At 45.2% G+C, this 17471-nt stretch carries 15 protein-coding genes and 4 pseudogenes; 7 read left to right on the forward strand and 12 right to left on the reverse strand.

All coding sequences use genetic code 11. The features are described 5' to 3' along the window. Nucleotides 1–133: 133 nt before the first annotated feature. The 5 genes and pseudogenes from ABLA76_RS08325 to ABLA76_RS08345 all read right to left on the reverse strand — a co-directional run bounded on the left by ABLA76_RS08325 (nt 134) and on the right by ABLA76_RS08345 (nt 6144). Nucleotides 134–1447 (reverse strand): sodium-dependent transporter, encoded by a 1314-nt coding sequence (locus tag ABLA76_RS08325; protein ID WP_047771275.1) that lies wholly within the window; start codon nt 1445–1447, stop codon nt 134–136. Nucleotides 1448–1485: 38 nt separating this feature from the next. Further along, a pseudogene (locus ABLA76_RS08330) lies at nt 1486–1647 on the reverse strand (branched-chain amino acid transport system II carrier protein); the annotation flags it as partial. A gap of 434 nt (nt 1648–2081) precedes the next feature. Continuing rightward, nucleotides 2082–5204 (reverse strand): autotransporter outer membrane beta-barrel domain-containing protein, encoded by a 3123-nt coding sequence (locus tag ABLA76_RS08335; RefSeq protein ID WP_348987571.1) that lies wholly within the window; start codon nt 5202–5204, stop codon nt 2082–2084. 391 nt (nt 5205–5595) lie between these two features. Further along, nucleotides 5596–5679 (reverse strand): annotated as a pseudogene (locus ABLA76_RS08340) (IS1 family transposase); the annotation flags it as partial. Further along, nucleotides 5680–6144, reverse strand: coding sequence for a hypothetical protein (locus ABLA76_RS08345; RefSeq protein ID WP_348987572.1), 465 nt, complete (start codon nt 6142–6144; stop codon nt 5680–5682). A 768-nt stretch (nt 6145–6912) separates the two neighbouring features. Between ABLA76_RS08345 and ABLA76_RS08350 the strand changes: the two are divergent. Further along, nucleotides 6913–7095: pseudogene (locus ABLA76_RS08350) on the forward strand (chorismate-binding protein); the annotation flags it as partial. A 133-nt stretch (nt 7096–7228) separates the two neighbouring features. Next, nucleotides 7229–7723, forward strand: a complete 495-nt coding sequence (locus ABLA76_RS08355) for a TIGR00645 family protein (RefSeq protein WP_047771279.1) — start codon at nt 7229–7231, stop codon at nt 7721–7723. 58 nt (nt 7724–7781) lie between these two features. Here ABLA76_RS08355 and ABLA76_RS08360 read toward each other — a convergent pair whose 3' ends face one another. The 5 genes from ABLA76_RS08360 to ABLA76_RS08380 all read right to left on the reverse strand — a co-directional run bounded on the left by ABLA76_RS08360 (nt 7782) and on the right by ABLA76_RS08380 (nt 12354). Beyond that, complete coding sequence (locus ABLA76_RS08360) at nt 7782–8267, reverse strand: tellurium resistance protein TerW (RefSeq protein ID WP_348987573.1); 486 nt, start codon at nt 8265–8267, stop codon at nt 7782–7784. 135 nt (nt 8268–8402) lie between these two features. Then, nucleotides 8403–9332, reverse strand: a complete 930-nt coding sequence (locus tag ABLA76_RS08365) for an HpcH/HpaI aldolase/citrate lyase family protein (RefSeq protein WP_348987583.1) — start codon at nt 9330–9332, stop codon at nt 8403–8405. After that, nucleotides 9332–10411: a cysteine protease StiP family protein gene (locus ABLA76_RS08370; protein ID WP_348987574.1), complete on the reverse strand. Its 1080-nt coding sequence runs from the start codon at nt 10409–10411 to the stop codon at nt 9332–9334. Before ABLA76_RS08370 ends, ABLA76_RS08365 begins: the two co-directional genes overlap by 1 nt. Then, nucleotides 10404–11177 carry a hypothetical protein gene (locus ABLA76_RS08375; protein ID WP_348987576.1) on the reverse strand — a complete coding sequence of 258 codons (774 nt, stop codon included), beginning with the start codon at nt 11175–11177 and terminating at the stop codon, nt 10404–10406. Before ABLA76_RS08375 ends, ABLA76_RS08370 begins: the two co-directional genes overlap by 8 nt. After that, nucleotides 11170–12354: a phosphoribosyltransferase domain-containing protein gene (locus ABLA76_RS08380; RefSeq protein WP_285808520.1), complete on the reverse strand. Its 1185-nt coding sequence runs from the start codon at nt 12352–12354 to the stop codon at nt 11170–11172. The genes ABLA76_RS08375 and ABLA76_RS08380 overlap by 8 nt, the downstream gene beginning before the upstream one ends. 351 nt (nt 12355–12705) lie before the next feature. Between ABLA76_RS08380 and ABLA76_RS08385 the strand changes: the two genes are divergently transcribed. The 5 genes from ABLA76_RS08385 to ABLA76_RS08405 are packed head-to-tail and all read left to right on the forward strand — an operon-like array spanning nt 12706 to nt 16592. After that, nucleotides 12706–13293 (forward strand): TerD family protein, encoded by a 588-nt coding sequence (locus tag ABLA76_RS08385; RefSeq protein WP_348987577.1) that lies wholly within the window; start codon nt 12706–12708, stop codon nt 13291–13293. Then, complete coding sequence (locus ABLA76_RS08390) at nt 13293–14420, forward strand: TerD family protein (RefSeq protein ID WP_348987578.1); 1128 nt, start codon at nt 13293–13295, stop codon at nt 14418–14420. Before ABLA76_RS08385 ends, ABLA76_RS08390 begins: the two co-directional genes overlap by 1 nt. 31 nt (nt 14421–14451) lie before the next feature. Further along, a complete protein-coding gene (locus tag ABLA76_RS08395; protein WP_047771291.1) occupies nt 14452–14907 on the forward strand; it encodes a tellurite resistance TerB family protein in 456 nt (151 codons plus the stop codon). Nucleotides 14908–14934: 27 nt separating this feature from the next. Then, nucleotides 14935–15963, forward strand: coding sequence for a TerC/Alx family metal homeostasis membrane protein (locus tag ABLA76_RS08400; RefSeq protein WP_285808529.1), 1029 nt, complete (start codon nt 14935–14937; stop codon nt 15961–15963). Nucleotides 15964–16013: 50 nt separating this feature from the next. Next, a complete protein-coding gene (locus ABLA76_RS08405) occupies nt 16014–16592 on the forward strand; it encodes a TerD family protein (protein ID WP_348987579.1) in 579 nt (192 codons plus the stop codon). A gap of 101 nt (nt 16593–16693) precedes the next feature. Here ABLA76_RS08405 and ABLA76_RS08410 read toward each other — a convergent pair. Further along, a pseudogene (locus tag ABLA76_RS08410) lies at nt 16694–16885 on the reverse strand (transposase); the annotation flags it as partial. A 23-nt stretch (nt 16886–16908) separates the two neighbouring features. Continuing rightward, nucleotides 16909–17471 (reverse strand): transposase (locus tag ABLA76_RS08415; RefSeq protein WP_348987580.1); only part of this gene is annotated, 563 nt, incomplete at its 5' end.

Genomic DNA, 17471 nt, shown 5'->3' on the forward strand with positions numbered 1-17471 from the left:
GTTGTTGGTCAACGGGCGGTTTTGGTGGATAAACTCGCCCGTTTAAATTTTGACCTAAAATGCAACAGTGTCGCAAAATTGCAGTATCATTCTCTATCAAATAAAAATGGATGAAAGATGATACTTAACACAATCAAATAAGCCCGTGTACCAAAATCACCCCGATACATAAAGGTCCGACATATCGCCATATAAAGCGTAAACACTGACGCTTGCGCAATGACATATTATCCGGTATTAGTGCATTGACCTTACGTGACCAACCAAATACGAGGCAGATGATAATCCCGAATAATGGCATGAGGACATTGGAAGTAATAAAGTCCAGCATGTCGAAGATGGATTTTCCACCTAATGTGACGTGACTTAGAGGACCAAAAGATAAGGAAACAGGTATCCCCATTAACATAATCGATGCCGTGACTATTAAGCTTGTTTTACGGCGCGACCATTGAAAACGCGTCTGAACATAAGCAACGATGTGCTCAAGTAATGAAATTGCTGAGGTCAGTGCAGCCATTAATAATAATAAAAAGAAAATGACGGCTAAGATTGAGCCACCAGGAAGACTGGCGAAATAAATTGGCATCGTCATAAACGTTAATCCAGGTCCCGCATTTGGTTTTAAACCAGCAGCAGCCAAAGCAGGAAAAATCATCAGACCAGCCAATATACAGACCAAGCAGGAGAGACTGACAACCCAAATACTCGATTTACCAATGCCTTTGTTATTAGGCAAATAGGAGCTGTACGTAATGTGGATCCCTAAACCAATAGACAGTGAAAAAAATGCCAGCCCTAATGCATCTAAAACACCTTTTCCGGTCAAGCTATTAAAGTCTGGGTATAAGAATAATTTTAACCCTTCTGATGAGCCAGGTAAGCGGATGCCAATAATAATTAACACTATCATGATCAAAAATAACAGTGGCATCATGACCTTAACTGATTTTTCCAAACCTTTTTGCACACCCGATAATACAACGAAACAGGTTAGCCCTGAAAAGGCCAGATGGGCGATTATCGGCCACCATGGATTGCTGATGAAATTGGTGAAAATAGATGTCAGTTGAGAAACATCTGTAATATTCAATTTTCCTGTACTTGCCATCACCGTGTAGCCTATGGTCCAGCCACCGACAACACTGTAGAAGCTATAGATACACCATGAACTGAATACACCGATAAGGCCAACCCACCCCCAGTGTTTACCCAGTAATTTTTTAAACGCATTAACGGCCACTTCACCCGTACTGCTTCCCAGCATGTTCTCAGCCAACAGAACCGCTAATCCAATCACAAAGCTAAACAATAAAAATACAACCAGAAATGCACCGCCACCATTTGTTGCTGAAACATACGAAAATTTCCAAATGGCACCAATGCCAACGGCAGATCCGGTTGCTGCTAATATGTGCCCCAGACGGGATGTCCATTGTTGACTCATGCTAACCCCCGAATAAATACTGTGTTAGCACATGTACTCAGGCCCATAACCGTGAGCAAAAAACCAGCCGCAGCGCTCCGAACATGCTCACCTGCTTGCAGGTTAACCATAGGCAGAATGATATTTCTTGTCCCGACGAACAGGGCAAAGGTTATAAAGCCCAATGGCCAAATATCTTTAGATGATAAACGGTATGTCATAATAATCGTTAACTTATTGTTGTAAAAATAATTGCAAATGTAATAGTAACTATCACAACCTCTTGAATTTCCATTGGCGAAACTGGATTCTGATTTAACAGTCAGTGATAAACATCCTATTCACTGATATTCGCAAGATACAGAATGATAGTGCTAACATCAAAGAGATTATCTTGAAGCATTAACGGAGAAGAGTTCGCTGAACATATGTAACGCCCATCGCCAAACACCAATCTTGCAAAAGTTCACATGCAAGCTTTGGATAAAGTGAAAATGAGACTCTTCAATTATGGAGTTATTAACCAAGAGGATAAAAATTAAAGGGCATTAATAGAAATGACATTTAAGACACCAAAATAAAACCATAAGAAATATAGTGAAGCCAGCATCACTGACTCCACATATTTTATCGAATGTTTACATCCCGCCCATCATCAGAATTGCCATCTAAAACCGATATTCATACTATTGTCCTGATGAGCGCTGGAGAGCAATCCACTATAGCCAAGCGTGAATGAAACGTTATTACTTGCACTCATCTCCGCGTTAGCTTTTAGCACCACACCATCACGAGAAGCAGGCACGCTGTGAGTCACAAACGTCGTGTTACTGCCACGGAACGATAAACCTGTTGCTCGTTCACGTTCACCGTATTGGTGTTGCCAGCCTAATTCTCCCTTTAGGGTCATTGAAGAACCCCATGCAGTCTGCCAGCTATGGTTGGCACGTAATCCCAATGTGGAAAGAGTGGCTTCCGTATGTTGGCTGTTACCACGAAGTGCGGCGGCAGCACCGTCTTCGTTAATGCCTTCATTGCGGAAATTGACGTAAGCCAAGTTAACGAATGGCTCCAAATTCACAACCCCTGTCGGCAGAGGGTAAGCAAGTTCTGCGGATAATTGTGTTGTTCGTCCACTGTACCTGGCATTCTCACTATCACGCTGACTGCCATAGCTGATAAAGCGTTTGGTATCAATACGGTGCCACGTGAATCCGCTATTGGCTCGCAAAACAAAGTCACCAAATTGACGGTCACCATAAAGAGCGAGGTGATAGTTATTACTGTCAGCAGTCACACTGTTACCGCTATCAAGGGAAGTACGGGTATAACCCGTTGCGATACCAAGACGGCTGTATTCATCAATAAGAGCATCCGCGCCAAGGAATAAACCATAGTTGGAAGCCTGATAGCCCGTCGCATTCGCTGTACCAGAAGCGTGGCTCCATGCACCAAGCAGTCGAACCCATGCACCGTTCTTGTCTCCATGAATATCAGGCGAAGATGAATAGCCTTCAATCTGACTCAAACGAGAATTCAAGGTATCACGCAAATAACGGCTGTCATTAACCAACTGAGACGCAATATCAGCGTGGATTTGTCCATCAAGCTGACGGAATGCAGAGCGGGCTTGTTCCGTAAAACGACTGGCTAAGATACTTTCGTAAACCGGATTACCCATGCCAAGGGTATCAGCGGCAGCAGCCACTGCGCGTTCATTCTGTGTCTTAGCAAAATCGACAAAAGCCGTCTCATTACGCCCAACATGGAGAGTGACTTCACCAGGCTGATAAGACAATCCAGCACCAAGGAAGAGATAATTCGGGACGACATCATCAAAACGGCCATTGATATTCTGCTTCGCACTAAGAATAGTGTATTGCTGACCCGTCAGGCTTCGCACCTCTTCAAAAGAAAGCAAGTTCGCCGTATGCTCAAGGGAAACGGTAACTTTTCCGCCATCGATCTGTGCCCTTTTTTCAACCTGAATGTTGTCACTGCGCCCATCGGAAGCGATTTCAACAGCGTAATGAGAACCGGGTTCAAAGGTAATTTTTTCGGCAACCTTAAGCGTACCTATAGAGTTACCCGGTGCTACCGTCCCGCCACGCTGCACATTGAGCGTCCCCACCATCCCATTCCCACCAAGCGTGCCACTTTCCATGACTGATACGCCAGAAGAGACACTACCGCTCACGTTCAGTAATCCCTGTTTGACCCGTGTTGGGCCAGAATAGGTATTCTGGCCACTGAGAGTCAGCGCACCTCTACCTTGTTTAGTTAATCCACCATGACCACTGATATCATTGCTCCATTGATCCTGCGCACACTGACCCGCATCACAGATGCGTTCAGTCGGTTTATCCTTATCGAGTACGGCACCAACACCCGGAATATCAGCGATAAACTGCCCCTTGCCGTAGGCGACTCCGTCAGGATCTGGTATACGGAGTTTTTCAGGAATATCCTCTGCGGTATAGAACATGCCAGGGCCATTTATTGCTTTACCGAGGTTGATCAATCCCCAGCCGTAAAGCTCATCAATACCCTTTTCCCCCATATCAGTCGCCGTAGTACGAAGCACGGAGGCGACTTGCTCGCCGCTCATATAGGGAAAACGCTCCATCAATACCGCAATACTACCACCCGCGTGTGGCGCAGCCATTGAGGTTCCGCTATAACTGTCATAGCCGGTAGTCATATCATCTATTCCAGTTCCCTTAATAACTGAACTATAGATCTCACTACCCGGTGCGCTGACACAAAGACTGGCCGTATAGCCACAGCGGGAGGAAAAATTGCTGATGATATAAGGCACGCTATGGGTACTATTTGGATCTTTTTGCAAGCTCGCTACTGTCAACCAGTTTGGTGCAATCTCTGGCACAAACCAAGCCAGGCCCGCAATAGCATCTGGATTACTGTAGTTATTACTATTGCCAGCAGCAAAAATTGTCACAATACCGCTACGAGCAGCATCAATTGCCCCCTGATATGCTCCCCCCGGTTTTGTCCCCAAAATCGGTTTGATTTCATCAAACTGCATCCGGGCTTCAGCCAGGGTAAAATGGGCTGCGTTCGGATCTTTCCCGCCTCTCTCAAGCTCCCTATCAATACCAATCCCCCAGCTGTTGTTAATGATACGGGCACCACTGTCTATCAAGGCATTCCAACCAGCCTGATAAACACCACCATCATTGCCTAAGATAATGCCATCTTCAGGGCCGGGATCACCGTTATCCGCTGTGAATATTTGGGCGTTATAAGCCACGCCATGCATCTCTCTGCCATCCCTGTTAGCTGCCGCTATACCTGCAACATGGACGCCATGTGTTCCTAGCCTCCCATATCTATCCACGGACGGCGTGCCATCATAAGTGAATGAATCACCTTTTTTCACCGGAATATAGGGATCGGTATATTCACGTATCCCCGAAGTTTTTAAGTTGGTGACCTTATCTTTTCCCATAAACTCAGGATGTTTGGCATAAACGGCCTGATCAAATATGCCTAATTTGATCCCTTTACCGGTATAGCCTCTGGCATAGGCTTCATCAGCGTGAATAGCACCCAGTCCCCATTGGCCCGAAAACTCACTGGAACGCCAACTGGCCGGATCGCCAATCCGTCCTTTCTCAACATAGTTTTCCGCATAGGTGCCTGCACTGGCTGCGGCCAAACAACAAGCTATCGCGTGAGAAAGTACTCGTGATTGGGTTTTTACGGATAAACGAGAGGAAGCCAGAGTGTTCCAGGGTATTCTGTATCTCTTATTCATGTTAGTCACCATCCATTGTTGATTTGCAAAAATGCCAGCTCTTATGTTTTTTATTGTGTAGGCAGCTTGAAACCATCAAGGTGATAGTTGTCTAAAAAGCAGGGACAGATTAAAAAGGCGTGCTGTTTTTTAGCTTGTTATCAAAAGAAAGCGGGTTTAATCAAAGCCATCACCTACACTATTTACACCACCAATACTCACTATAAAATGCCACATTTAAGAAACCCTTATTTTAACAAATTTTAACCATACCATAACACTCCATGTCTGGTGTTATTCTGAAACATTGGGATAGTTCTTTATTTTCGTTAACCATGATTGGCAAATTTCGTGCCCGAACGTAGAAGCCTGCTTCTATGGTAGGTCATGTATTGAATGGGTTGATTACCCGCTAAATGTAGTTTTCACGCTCAATAAACGTCCCTATCATTTTGTCGTGCACTTCTTCCGATTTGGAATCACCAATTGTCTTTCGTTATCCATTATTATTTTTACACCATAATTTAATTAAATAATCATATAAAAATGTAGTTATAAGGCAAATGAAAAACCAATTAACCCATGATATTGAGTTTTGCAATATAGATATTAAGAAAGGGTTTCCTATAGCAAAATCCATTAGTGGTTGCCGAACTAGTCTACCCATGATCGCCAATTCAAGTAACCACATAATAATTCCTCTTGTGAAAGAATTATATGTAGGCATACCCCTTTTTATGAATATATACAAGATTGTTATACCAAAACCTGTTTCTATACTTGTGAATGCAGCCAAGTACCTAACATCCCAAGAGGGTAAAACAGATACGTTATTTACTTCACTTCTAATGTATGGTATTAACAACTCAACGTTAATAACATGAACTATAAATCCAATAAATGCAGTAAATATAGATACAATTAAAATAATAAAAAAAACTACTTTTTTTTCGTTACCCATCACATAAGCCTCTATACGCGATAAACTTCAAGTTGCAATCCGCAAGACGACGCGAGGCGTTATATTTCCCCGCTGTGCGGGGAAATATAACGCGCATCTTGAAGTTGGATTGGTATAAAATTTACGATTCATAATAATGATATAGTTTAATCATTTTGTTAAAAATTTCAAAAATTAATTTTTAATTACCATAAAATTTTTCAAGAAGAACAATTCACCTACTATAAAAAGACCTCCACGCTATTTTTTAAATCTTTAAATGTCTTAGAACCATATGAAAGCAACTCCATCTGTGATTAAAACCACAGGATTACGTAAATTTAACGGATTAATAGAAAGTTTTTTATTATGAATGTTTAGATGCGCAATAAAAAGATGAGAGGGAGAGGATATTCCCTCTCCCTATAACTAATTAAAAACTATATTTATATACTCGATAAACTTCAAGTTGCAATCCGCAAGACGACGCGAGGCGTTATATTTCCCCGCTGCGCGGGGAAATATAACGCGCATCTTGAAGTTGGATTGGTATAGAACAAGGTTATTGTGTCCCACAAGCCGCTGAATCCTTAGGGGTCTCCAAAAAATTGCTACATGCCTGGCGGAAACAACATGTCGAGCAATTCCAACCCGGAATCCTAACCTCTGGTGAGCGACAGGAGTTGCTGAAACTTCGAGAAGAAAACAAACAGTTAAGGATGGAAAAGGAAATCCTAAAAAAGGCGAACGCCTTCTTTAATACAGGGGTCAGCAGTTCCTGTTCCCAGCGGTTGGTGTGATGCCAAGGAAAATGGTGAATGGGTTGTTACCCTTCGTTGTGGGGAATTATTCGAAAACCCTATGCGACTCTTTGCAGGAGCAGGCATCGTTGCTGATTCACAACCCCATGCTGAATGGCAAGAAACAGGGGTGAAACTTGCCACCATGCTACAAGTCCCCAGGATTATCTGATAGCAATGATAGTCATTTACTATTTTCTGACCATGTATAGTTCATCGTTGGGCACTTAGCTGCGATATGTATTTCATAGCTTTCACACTCTTGATCTATACTATTGCCCCTTTTGCAACACATAAAAAACACAATGGAACGCTTTCTCGAAAACACAATGTATTCCTCCCGCTGGCTACTTGCACCGGTTTATTTCGGTTTATCATTGGCATTATTTGCCCTTGCGGTTAAGTTCTTTCTGGAAATCATGCATATCCTGCCGAACCTTCTTTACATTACAGAATCCGACCTCATCCTGACGTTGCTTTCCCTGGTTGATATGGCTCTGGTTGGCGGGTTGCTGGTAATGGTGATGTTTTCTGGCTATGAAAACTTTGTTTCAAGCCTGGATATTCACGAAAGCAAAGAGAAATTAAGCTGGTTGGGGAAAATGGATGCGACCTCACTCAAAAATAAAGTTGCAGCTTCAATTGTCGCCATTTCCTCCATTCATTTGCTGCGCGTCTTTATGGATGCCAAAAATGTGCCGGACAATAAACTTATGTGGTATGTCATTATTCACCTCACCTTTGTTTTGTCCGCATTTGTGATGGGATATCTGGATAAACTTACGCGCCACAATCATTAAGCGAACAAGCCAACCAACAATCATCGCCCTGATGCCAGTTGAATCCAACCGGCTGGCATTACGGAACTCGCCTCTTCGATGAACTTCCTTTCACGGACTCTTTGAGCAATTTGTCAATAAACCTATCCACGACCGTTTCAACGACATCACTTCGGGTTGTCTCCAGACGATTAGCCAAACTATCAATTTTTCTGATGACAGACATTCTTAGAGATAGGGAAACCGGCTTTTTTTTCTCTTTATCAAGAAAGACATGGCTGGTGGCTTCTTCAGATTTACAACTGAGATGCTGCACAAGGAGTTCTTCAATCCTTCTCACATCTTTCCTGGTCAGGATCCCTTTATCCACTAACTGATAAGTATTGCCCATTTTGCTAAACCGGATATCCGCACAGTAAAGATCTCTCAATTCCCGCAATGCACGTGTTAACGTAGGCTCCGAACAATTCAGTTCCCTAATGATCCTAACCTTACTAACCGGTTTACCCTGTGAAAGTAATAAAGTTAATTTAAAATTTCTAAATTGTTTGGGACTAAGCAGCATTTTTTATTACCAAGTCAGGGATAACAAACCCCAGGCTATCTACTGTTAACTACAAAAATAACTTTCAGCATAGCTACTATCACAGGCAAATCAATATCAAAACGAATGAAAAGCGTTAGCAATATTTTCAACCGGTTAAGATACTATTGCCTCTGGTTCTATACCATAATGCGCTGCCCGCTCGAGAATATTGACTGCCCAGCGTTGATGGGTGGCAGGTTCACACATCATTCCCTGCGATTTGAACACGGCTTCACTGGCACTAAGAATAGTCAGCGCCTCAGCATGATCATGAGCATTAACCATTAGCGCTCGTTGGATGCATTTAATCTGCCTTGGATGGATGGCCGTTTTTCCCACCAGACCGTGGGCAACATCCAATTCCAGCTCTTTTTCCAGTAATCTCAAATCATCAATATGCTCACAAACCGGCGCAGTCAGAGCAAATCCCCGCGCAACAAAAACGGCAACCAACATTTTAATGACATAGCCCATCGGCCCATCATACAGGGTAAAATTACGGGAGCGCCGCAGGGATATGACATTCATCAGATCATTACCGCCAATACGCAAGGCAATAATGCGATCCTTGCAAGGGTGTTGTTTGAGAATGTCCGCAAGCTGGTTCATTTTCCGAACGTCAAACACCTCTTCACTCTCCAGTGTTGGCATAATGCACAGATGGGTTGAGCCAATAACATCCCACCAGCCGGACAACGAAGCATGGGTAAATTTGGGCAAAACCAGTCCATCAATGGCACTCAGATTGACATTGGCCACCAGATAGTTTGCCATTCTTTCATCACGCGGACGGATAAAAATCAGGGGACGATGGCAATCGGTATTGGAAGAAAAACGGCTTTCTTCGGTCAATGTTTGCATAACTTCCCGGAGATTTTCGAGGGCAAGGGGAATATCCTGTTCACTAACGGCATCTTCCAGACAAATAACCAGCGAGCGCAGATCAGGGATCTTATTCTGTAACACAATTTCTGCAATGTCCTGGCGGGTAGCTGGCATATACAGAGTGGCACCGAGTCGATGTGGAGAAGGGATTGGTTTCATCACGCGACCTTCTTAATCATAGTTACGGCACGATATTGACCGATTAGATCACCGACTTCCGTAATCACAACATTTTTCTGACGTGCCAAATGAACCAACAGGGCAACATCAGGATCATCCTGGGAACGCACGAGTACATGTTCTGGCACACGTCGTAATACTGCACGGGTGGCTTCTGCAATACCAGGTTTAATACGGTTAATACTGTCAATCTGGTATTTTTCAGCAAGACTAGAAATCACCGTTTTGCTTAATTGCTGCAAAGCGGTTTTTTCCTGCGGCAACCAAACCGCTTCTGGTATAGCAGCGCAATCCAATCGATGACGACAATCAGCAACAGTATCCACCAATAAGCGGCTGCACTCAAACTTGAGCAGGTGATCACACTGCACGCAACCATGCAATCCTTCTTCATGCCAGATCGAACGTGATATCAATCCCGATACCGGCGCGCCCATAATACCGAAAGGAATCAACCAGTCATCATCGCTGGCTGCCAGCCACGAACACCCACAAGGATCAGCTAATACCACCAGACGTGGGAGACCTGAATAACCATCCCGCCCCGCCAAAGATCGCGACAGTTCTGTCGTAATCGCGCCTTTGCCTGTCCAGCCATCAACAAATACCACGCCATCCGTTCCATGTTGCTGCTCAATATACGATAGCGCTGTATGATCAATACCACGATCCCGAATAATGCTGATGCCATAATGATAAGAGCATTTGCCCATTTCTCTGAGCGTTTGATGCAACATCACCCCCAAAGGAACGCCAGCCCTGACCAGGCTGACCAAGACAATCGGCGTATCACCAAAGCGGGATACCAGCGCTTTGGCGAGCATCACAACTTCCGTCGCCAACTGAACAGCCCCTTGCCCAAGCGCTTTATCAAACAGTTCAAGGTGATAAGACGTAGGTTCCGGCTCCTGACTTAACATATCCGAATAATGGCGAGCACCAGATTGGATCAACTGCTCCTTAATATCCACAGGCGTCATCTCAATTTGAACGGGCTTTAGCAGGAATTGAACATCATCAGAAGCGTAACTCCCAGAGAAAGGGGAAAAGCTATTCATTATTTACAGCTCCAAATAAGGCTGTCATTAATGTGTCAGCAAACTGGCTTTGCTGAGGCATACTAAACCAATCACACAGTTGCATAAAACGGTGATCACTCAAACTGTCTCCCAGGCCGATAACCGGGAAAACGCCTCTCTCAGCACGAAGTCTTTGCAAGAGGTGATGAGTCGCCAGCCCCTTGTCAACACACTTTGGCAGCACAGTAAGATTGTTATTGTTTTGATGGAAATAAAAGTTTTGCTGGAAATGACTTTCTTGGGCTAAAGCGTCAGCCAGGATATTAAGCTCATTCAATCTATCGTGGTTGCGGTGCTTGATGATCAGGAAAACAGGTACATCACCGTACTCATAGTCAATGCGTACCCAGGCATCGATACCATAAGATGCCATCAAACGCTGGCTCAACCGTTCCAACTCACACAATTTATCCCGATATGACAACAATTCTGACAACATGCACGATTGCCAAAGCTCATCAACAGCACCTTCTGGTGTAAGGATCACCGCACCGTGCGAAACAATACACCAGGAACTGAAAGGGATCTGCACACGGCTTAATTGTTCTGTATTTCTGGCGGTGACTGGAATAACCTCGGCATGAGCCAATAACCAATCAACCAGCATGGATTGTTTTTCAGTCAGATAGCTGTGGGGAAAACATTTTCGATCCAAGGCCCCCACGCGAAAAGATATTTCTTTCAGCTTGCGGCGAGATTGAAATAGCGTGTCATCAAGATCAGTTAAAAATACAGGCTTAATCATATCCCACGATCTCGACAACCGGAGAAACACGGGCAAGCTGTGCCATTAACGCAGGGTCAACGGACATTTTGGGCGTTTCAAGACAGAGTAACACCCGATCAAAGTGCTGATGCGCGACATTATAGAGAAAATTCGGGATGCCCAGCCCGTAATTATCCGTAAAAGCCATGACAGATTGGATGGCATGACCGCAAGAAATGGGAGAGCGGGTTGTCGAACCAAATACCACTGATGCCCCTTCCTGCTCAAGCCGTTCAGCTAGCAGGAACGGCTGCCAGACAAATTCACTGGAACCCAATACCAGCACGTTTTCGCCTGCTTTGGCACTGATTGCAGCGCCAATGTCACATTGGATCTCATCCAACCCCAAACGTCCCCAGCTCTGTTGGCCTATGATGTTGATTTCTCCCTTGGCCGTCACATTGACTTGGGGCATGACCGGCACTGGCGCAGAGATATCCGCTTCCCACTGCCAATTCCCCTCGATCAGGGAAACTTCAGAAACCGGCAACGGGCTGCGTTTCACAACCGATTTACCACTCCAATCTGTCAATGTCACGGTGACGATATGTTCAATATGCTCAAGCCCTGCATGACGCAGTGCATCCAGTAAATTCAGGAACGTATTGCCCGTGGTTGCTTCATCATCAATCAGAACCAGAGTTCGGGCTTGGGTCACCCGTTGGCGCAAGCGGCTTTCTGTTGGCCAATAAATCAAATGATCCGTAGCATGACTGTGATTTTCCTTAAACTCACACAATAAATCGCCATCAACCGGATGGCGTGTCGACGTCAGAAATACAGGCTTATCGGCTTTGTGTTGCGTTTCCTGAAATACCCCTGCCGCTAGCCCGACAGCCGTTTCTGCCATGCCAATATATAGAACCGGGCCGGGAAGATGAGCAGGGAACCGTGCAGATAATTGCTGATAAATCGAACGCATGATCGATGGCTTGACCGGAATATGTCGCCCCAAGACTTTACTGACAAACAGGAATGCTCTTTTGGGATTACGGCGTTCAGCGATATCAAACAGGGTTTCCAGACATGCTGTGCGACGCGATGCCGTCACCGTCAATGTCCCGCTGTTTAACTTTCTTTGGTAAACCTGCTCTTGAAAAATCTGTTTTTCATCAACGGGTTTTTTATAAACATCGGTGTCACTCAACACTGTCATGGGGATGCCTTTTCAAAAAAATCTCGGCCTGAACCAATCGCCCCGAACTAATAGGGTAACTTTCAGCATTTGTTCTTAATTCGGTGAAATATACATCGCAGTCTAGAGTTTCAAACTAACAAATGTCAATCATATTATGATTATTTACATCAAAATTTGTTTGACTTTTCTGCATGGAAAAGAAATCATACCAAACGAAATCAGACTGTTTTCTATCATACAGTTAACAGCCAATATACCTGTTTACGGGAGTCATAATATGACAGATTCAGTTATCTATTTGTCATATTATGATTTTTTAATACGTGAAATTACCGTGATTCACCGACGAACAGAATAGAGGTGTCATTAATGGTTTCGTTAAGCAAAAATCAGTCAGTTTCGCTCGCCAAACAGAGCGCATCACTGGCTAACATGAATTTTGGTCTGGGATGGGATCCTGTGACCAAGAAAAAAGGTTTTCTGGCGAGTTTATTCGGCGGGGGCAGTGATGAAATTGATCTGGATGCAAGCTGCATTCTGCTTGATAAATCGGGGAATGCCATCGATACCGTGTGGTTCGGTCAACTGAAATCAAAATGTGGTTCTATACAACACACTGGCGATAACCTGACGGGTGAAGGTGATGGGGATGATGAAGTTATCCGCGTCAATCTCATCAAACTTCCCACCAATGTCGAATACCTTGCATTTACCGTTAACAGTTTCCGTGGTCAAACCTTCAATGACGTTGAAAATGCCTTCTGCCGCGTCGTGGACCAAAACGGCAAAGAGCTGGCTCGCTATCAATTGAATGAGCAAGGCGCTCACACTGGCATTATCATCTCTTCCTTGCGCCGCAACGGGGGTCAGTGGGATTTCACAGCTCACGGCATCCCTTGTCTTGGACGTACTATTGACGCGATGTTTCCGCAGATCGTTGAGACGGTGGTGCGCTAATGAATCTGACACCTGGGGCCAACGCTCCCGTTCCCCATCAAACGCTCACTGTGCGGGTTCTATCGGGTTCAGCCGTTGATGTTTCTGCTTTCCGTCTGTATGCAGATGGCAAAGTGAAGGGTGATCCAGATATGGTGTTCTACGGTCAGCCGGTCAATGATGACAACACCGTCCGCCTGACTACCGGTAATCTCAATACCTCATTCAGTGTCAACTTGCCGGCATTGAGCCAGGATGTCCAGAAAGTCGCGTTCACCGCGACTTGCGACGGTAATCAAACGATTTCCAATCTGCGTAATCTTTCCATTCAGGTTGAACTGAACAGCAGCGTGATTTTGCAGGGAGATGTTGACGTACAGGGCCGTCCAGAGGCTGCCTTGATCCTCGGCGAGCTGTATCGCCGGAACGGTGAATGGAAATTCCGTTTTATTGCCCAAGGCTTTAATGGCGGTCTCAAACCACTGGCTGAACATTTTGGCGTAGATATTATGGATGATGAGCCAGCACCAAATACCGTCAATCTGAGTAAGGTTTCTTTGACCAAAGAAAAACCGACTATCAGCCTTAGCAAACGCGACAGCTACGGTGAAATTCGCATCAATCTGAACTGGAGTCAAAATACCGCCCCCTCAAAAGGCCTATTGCAAGGCATGTTCGGTGCAAACAAAAACGTGGATTTAGATCTCGGTGCTTTCGTCCGACTGCAAGATGGAGAGAAAGACGTTGTACAGGCACTGGGGGATCGCTTTGGCGATTACCGTTATGAACCTTATGTAGAATTACAGGGCGATGATCGCACCGGTCAAGTGAGTGACGGTGAATGGCTCCACGTCAATGGGGTTGAATGGAAAAACATCCGTGAAGTTTTGATCTACGCCTTTATCTATGAGGGCGTGCCTGGCTGGGATAAAACCGATGGCATAGTCACAATTTATGTCCCTGACCAGCCCCCGATTGAAACGCGGATGACAGAAGGCAACAACCATAAAGGCATGTGTGCTATTGCCCGCCTTGTCAATGAAAACGGCACCATCAAAGTAGAACGCATCAATCAATACTTCAGCGGGCATAAAGAGATGGACAAGGCGTTTAGCTGGGGCTTTAGCTGGACATCCGGCAAGAAATAACTCTCTATTTTACCAATTAGCGGAGGGACTGATGTCCTTTTTAAACAAAATCAAATCAGCGTTCAACGCAGGCCGTGAAGAACTCACCACTCAAGTGAGTCGCTTCAAGAACAGAAAATTCATGGAAGGTACGGTAGCCGTATGTGCACACGTTGCTATGGCGAGTAACGGCGTCAGTTCAGAAGAAAAGCAGAAAATGATCGGCTTCATCAAAAACTCCCCTGAGCTGAAAGTGTTCGATACCTCTGAGATTATCGAATTCTTTAACAAACTGGTCAGCAGCTATGAGTTTGATGCTGACATTGGTAAAGGTGAAGCCATGAAATTCATTATGGCTCTGAAACAGCAGCCGGAAGCAGCGCAGCTTGCTTTGCGCGTCGGAATTGCAGTCGCCAAGAGTGATGGTGACTTTGATAACGACGAAAAACAGGCGGCCCGTGAAATTTGTTTAGCCCTTGGCTTTACACCGGCTGATTTCGAACTGTAATCGCAGATAATTTAAGAGGCTTACTTCATGGTATCCACGCACATTGGTTTTCCGATGGAAACCGTTGCTGTATTTATTATTCTGTCGGTTGGTGCGCTATTTATCGACCTCTTTATGCATCGTCATGATAAGCCGGTTTCGCTGCGTAGTGCCGCCCTTTGGTCTATTTTCTGGATCGCAATTGCCTTTGTTTTCGCGGGCTTCCTGTATGTTCATCACGGCGCGGAAGCCGCGAGTCTGTTTGTCACGGGCTATGCACTGGAAAAAGTCCTTTCCGTCGATAACCTGTTTGTCATCATGGCGATTTTCTCCTGGTTCGCTGTCCCGGACCGCTATCGCCATCGAGTCCTGTATTGGGGAATTATCGGCGCGATTGTCTTCCGTGGTATTTTCGTTGCCATTGGGACAAGTCTGCTGGCACTTGGGCCGTGGGTTGAAATCATATTTGCAGTTATCGTTGGCTGGACAGCGGTTATGATGCTGAAAAGTGGTGGTGATGACGATGAAATCGAAGACTATTCACAGCACCTTGCCTACCGTCTGGTGAAACGTTTCTTCCCAATCTGGCCGAAACTGCGCGGCCATGCATTTGTGCTGAACCAAAAAGAAGTGGGTCAGGAATTAGCTAAACCAGAAAACGCCGATGTGAAAGTGGGTCGGGCGAGCAAAGCCGCACTTTATGCTACGCCACTGATGCTGTGTCTGGCAGTGGTTGAACTGTCTGACGTGATGTTTGCCTTTGACTCTGTTCCTGCGGTGATTGCAGTCAGCCGGGAACCATTAATTGTGTACAGCGCCATGATGTTTGCTATCTTGGGCCTGCGCACGCTCTACTTTGTGCTTGAAGCATTGAAAAAGTATCTGGTGCATTTGGAAAAGGCAGTGATCGTTTTACTGTTCTTTATTGCCATAAAACTGGGTCTAAATGCTTCTGAGCATATATTCCACCACGGCTATTCAATTTCAGCAACAAGTAGCTTATTTGTGGTAATTGGCGTACTGGCAGCCGGTATTCTTGCCAGCCTGCTGTTCCCGCAAAAAGAAAATGCAAGCTAAATCCGTAAAATCCAGATAACTAATACGACGTAATAAGTGAGGAAATAACAATGGGTGTATCTCTTTCTAAAGGCGGTAACGTTTCTCTAAGCAAAGAAGCGCCAAGCATGAAAAACGTTCTGATCGGTCTCGGCTGGGATGCTCGTTCTACTGACGGACAAGACTTTGACCTTGATGCCTCAGCTTTCCTGCTGACAGCAAGCGGCAAAGTACGTGGTGATGCAGATTTCATTTTCTACAACAATCTGAAATCGTCTGACGGCTCCATCATGCACACTGGCGACAACCGTACCGGTGAAGGGGATGGCGATGACGAATCACTGAAAATCAAACTGGATCAAGTTCCTGCTGACGTAGAAAAAGTGGTGTTTGTAGTCACTATCCATGACGCACAAGCTCGTCGCCAGAGCTTCGGTCAAGTTTCCGGTGCCTTCATCCGTCTGGTTAACGATGACACACAAATTGAAGTAGCACGCTATGACCTGACTGAAGATGCGTCTACCGAAACCGCTATGCTGTTCGGTGAACTGTATCGCCACAATACAGAATGGAAATTCCGCGCAGTAGGCCAAGGCTATGCTGGTGGTTTGGCTTCTGTTTGTGCCCAGTATGGTATTAACGCTGCTTAATTTGGGTATTATTAGCTTGAATTCAGCGCACTGAAATTAAAAGCCCTGCTTGATAATATCGGTAGGGCTTTTTGTGGCTTTACCTATTTGTTTATACGCAATTAACTTGAAGATGCAGATTTTAAAATCAGGAAGTTATCAGTCAACCGAGTGGTGAGTTCTTTCGCTTTTTCTGGCAATGTGACATGAAAAAAGTGACGGAACGTTTCTGCATCCGGAAAATAGACATTGTTTCGTACCTGCTCATTCATATATTTCCATAATCGCTCAATCGGGTTAAGGTTAGGGCTGTAAGCAACTGTCTTGAGCATAAAAATTATGGAGCAACGTGATGGTACGACTCATTCCATTCTTCGTTCTTTCTGAGCATCGCATTCAGGATAGTCAACAACTTACGCATACAGGCAACCAGCGCCACTTTTTTGGCTTTTCCGGCGGCAAGCAGACGCATGTAAAACGCTTTTATCACTGGATTAAATCGGGCTGCCACGAGCGCAGACATGTACAGTGCTGTTCTTACCCCAGCCCTGCCGCCAAAAATGGTTCGCCGACCGCGCATAGTGCCCGAGTCGCGGTTTACGGGCGCAACACCCACAAGTGCGCTGATTTCACGCCGTGAGAGGTGACCCAGTTCCGGAACCTCAGCCAACAAAGCGGCAACCGTCATCGTGCCAACACCTTTAACGCTGCTCAACCGTTCAGAAAGCGCTTTAAAGTGGCTCTTGAGATGCTGGTTCATGTCTGTATCGATTCGGGCAAGTTCACTTTCCAGCGCGTTGATAATCCGTCGATAATATGTACCGGCCTGTCGAAGGCGCCCAATAGCCTCGCCAACTTTTCTTGCAGTTTTTGTTTGACAACCCAAAGGTTCGAGGTTTG

This window comes from Xenorhabdus sp. SGI240 (assembly GCF_040081915.1).
GTDB lineage: Bacteria > Pseudomonadota > Gammaproteobacteria > Enterobacterales > Enterobacteriaceae > Xenorhabdus > Xenorhabdus bakwenae.

Bases quoted from the DNA above. Each gene is read 5' to 3' on its own strand.
- ABLA76_RS08325 (WP_047771275.1), bottom strand. From the start codon at position 1,447: ATGAGTCAACAATGGACATCCCGTCTGGGGCACATATTAGCAGCAACC.
- ABLA76_RS08335 (WP_348987571.1), bottom strand. From the start codon at position 5,204: ATGAATAAGAGATACAGAATACCCTGGAACACTCTGGCTTCCTCTCGT.
- ABLA76_RS08345 (WP_348987572.1), bottom strand. From the start codon at position 6,144: ATGGGTAACGAAAAAAAAGTAGTTTTTTTTATTATTTTAATTGTATCT.
- ABLA76_RS08355 (WP_047771279.1), top strand. From the start codon at position 7,229: ATGGAACGCTTTCTCGAAAACACAATGTATTCCTCCCGCTGGCTACTT.
- ABLA76_RS08360 (WP_348987573.1), bottom strand. From the start codon at position 8,267: ATGCTGCTTAGTCCCAAACAATTTAGAAATTTTAAATTAACTTTATTA.
- ABLA76_RS08365 (WP_348987583.1), bottom strand. From the start codon at position 9,332: ATGAAACCAATCCCTTCTCCACATCGACTCGGTGCCACTCTGTATATG.
- ABLA76_RS08370 (WP_348987574.1), bottom strand. From the start codon at position 10,411: ATGAATAGCTTTTCCCCTTTCTCTGGGAGTTACGCTTCTGATGATGTT.
- ABLA76_RS08375 (WP_348987576.1), bottom strand. From the start codon at position 11,177: ATGATTAAGCCTGTATTTTTAACTGATCTTGATGACACGCTATTTCAA.
- ABLA76_RS08380 (WP_285808520.1), bottom strand. From the start codon at position 12,354: ATGACAGTGTTGAGTGACACCGATGTTTATAAAAAACCCGTTGATGAA.
- ABLA76_RS08385 (WP_348987577.1), top strand. From the start codon at position 12,706: ATGGTTTCGTTAAGCAAAAATCAGTCAGTTTCGCTCGCCAAACAGAGC.
- ABLA76_RS08390 (WP_348987578.1), top strand. From the start codon at position 13,293: ATGAATCTGACACCTGGGGCCAACGCTCCCGTTCCCCATCAAACGCTC.
- ABLA76_RS08395 (WP_047771291.1), top strand. From the start codon at position 14,452: ATGTCCTTTTTAAACAAAATCAAATCAGCGTTCAACGCAGGCCGTGAA.
- ABLA76_RS08400 (WP_285808529.1), top strand. From the start codon at position 14,935: ATGGTATCCACGCACATTGGTTTTCCGATGGAAACCGTTGCTGTATTT.
- ABLA76_RS08405 (WP_348987579.1), top strand. From the start codon at position 16,014: ATGGGTGTATCTCTTTCTAAAGGCGGTAACGTTTCTCTAAGCAAAGAA.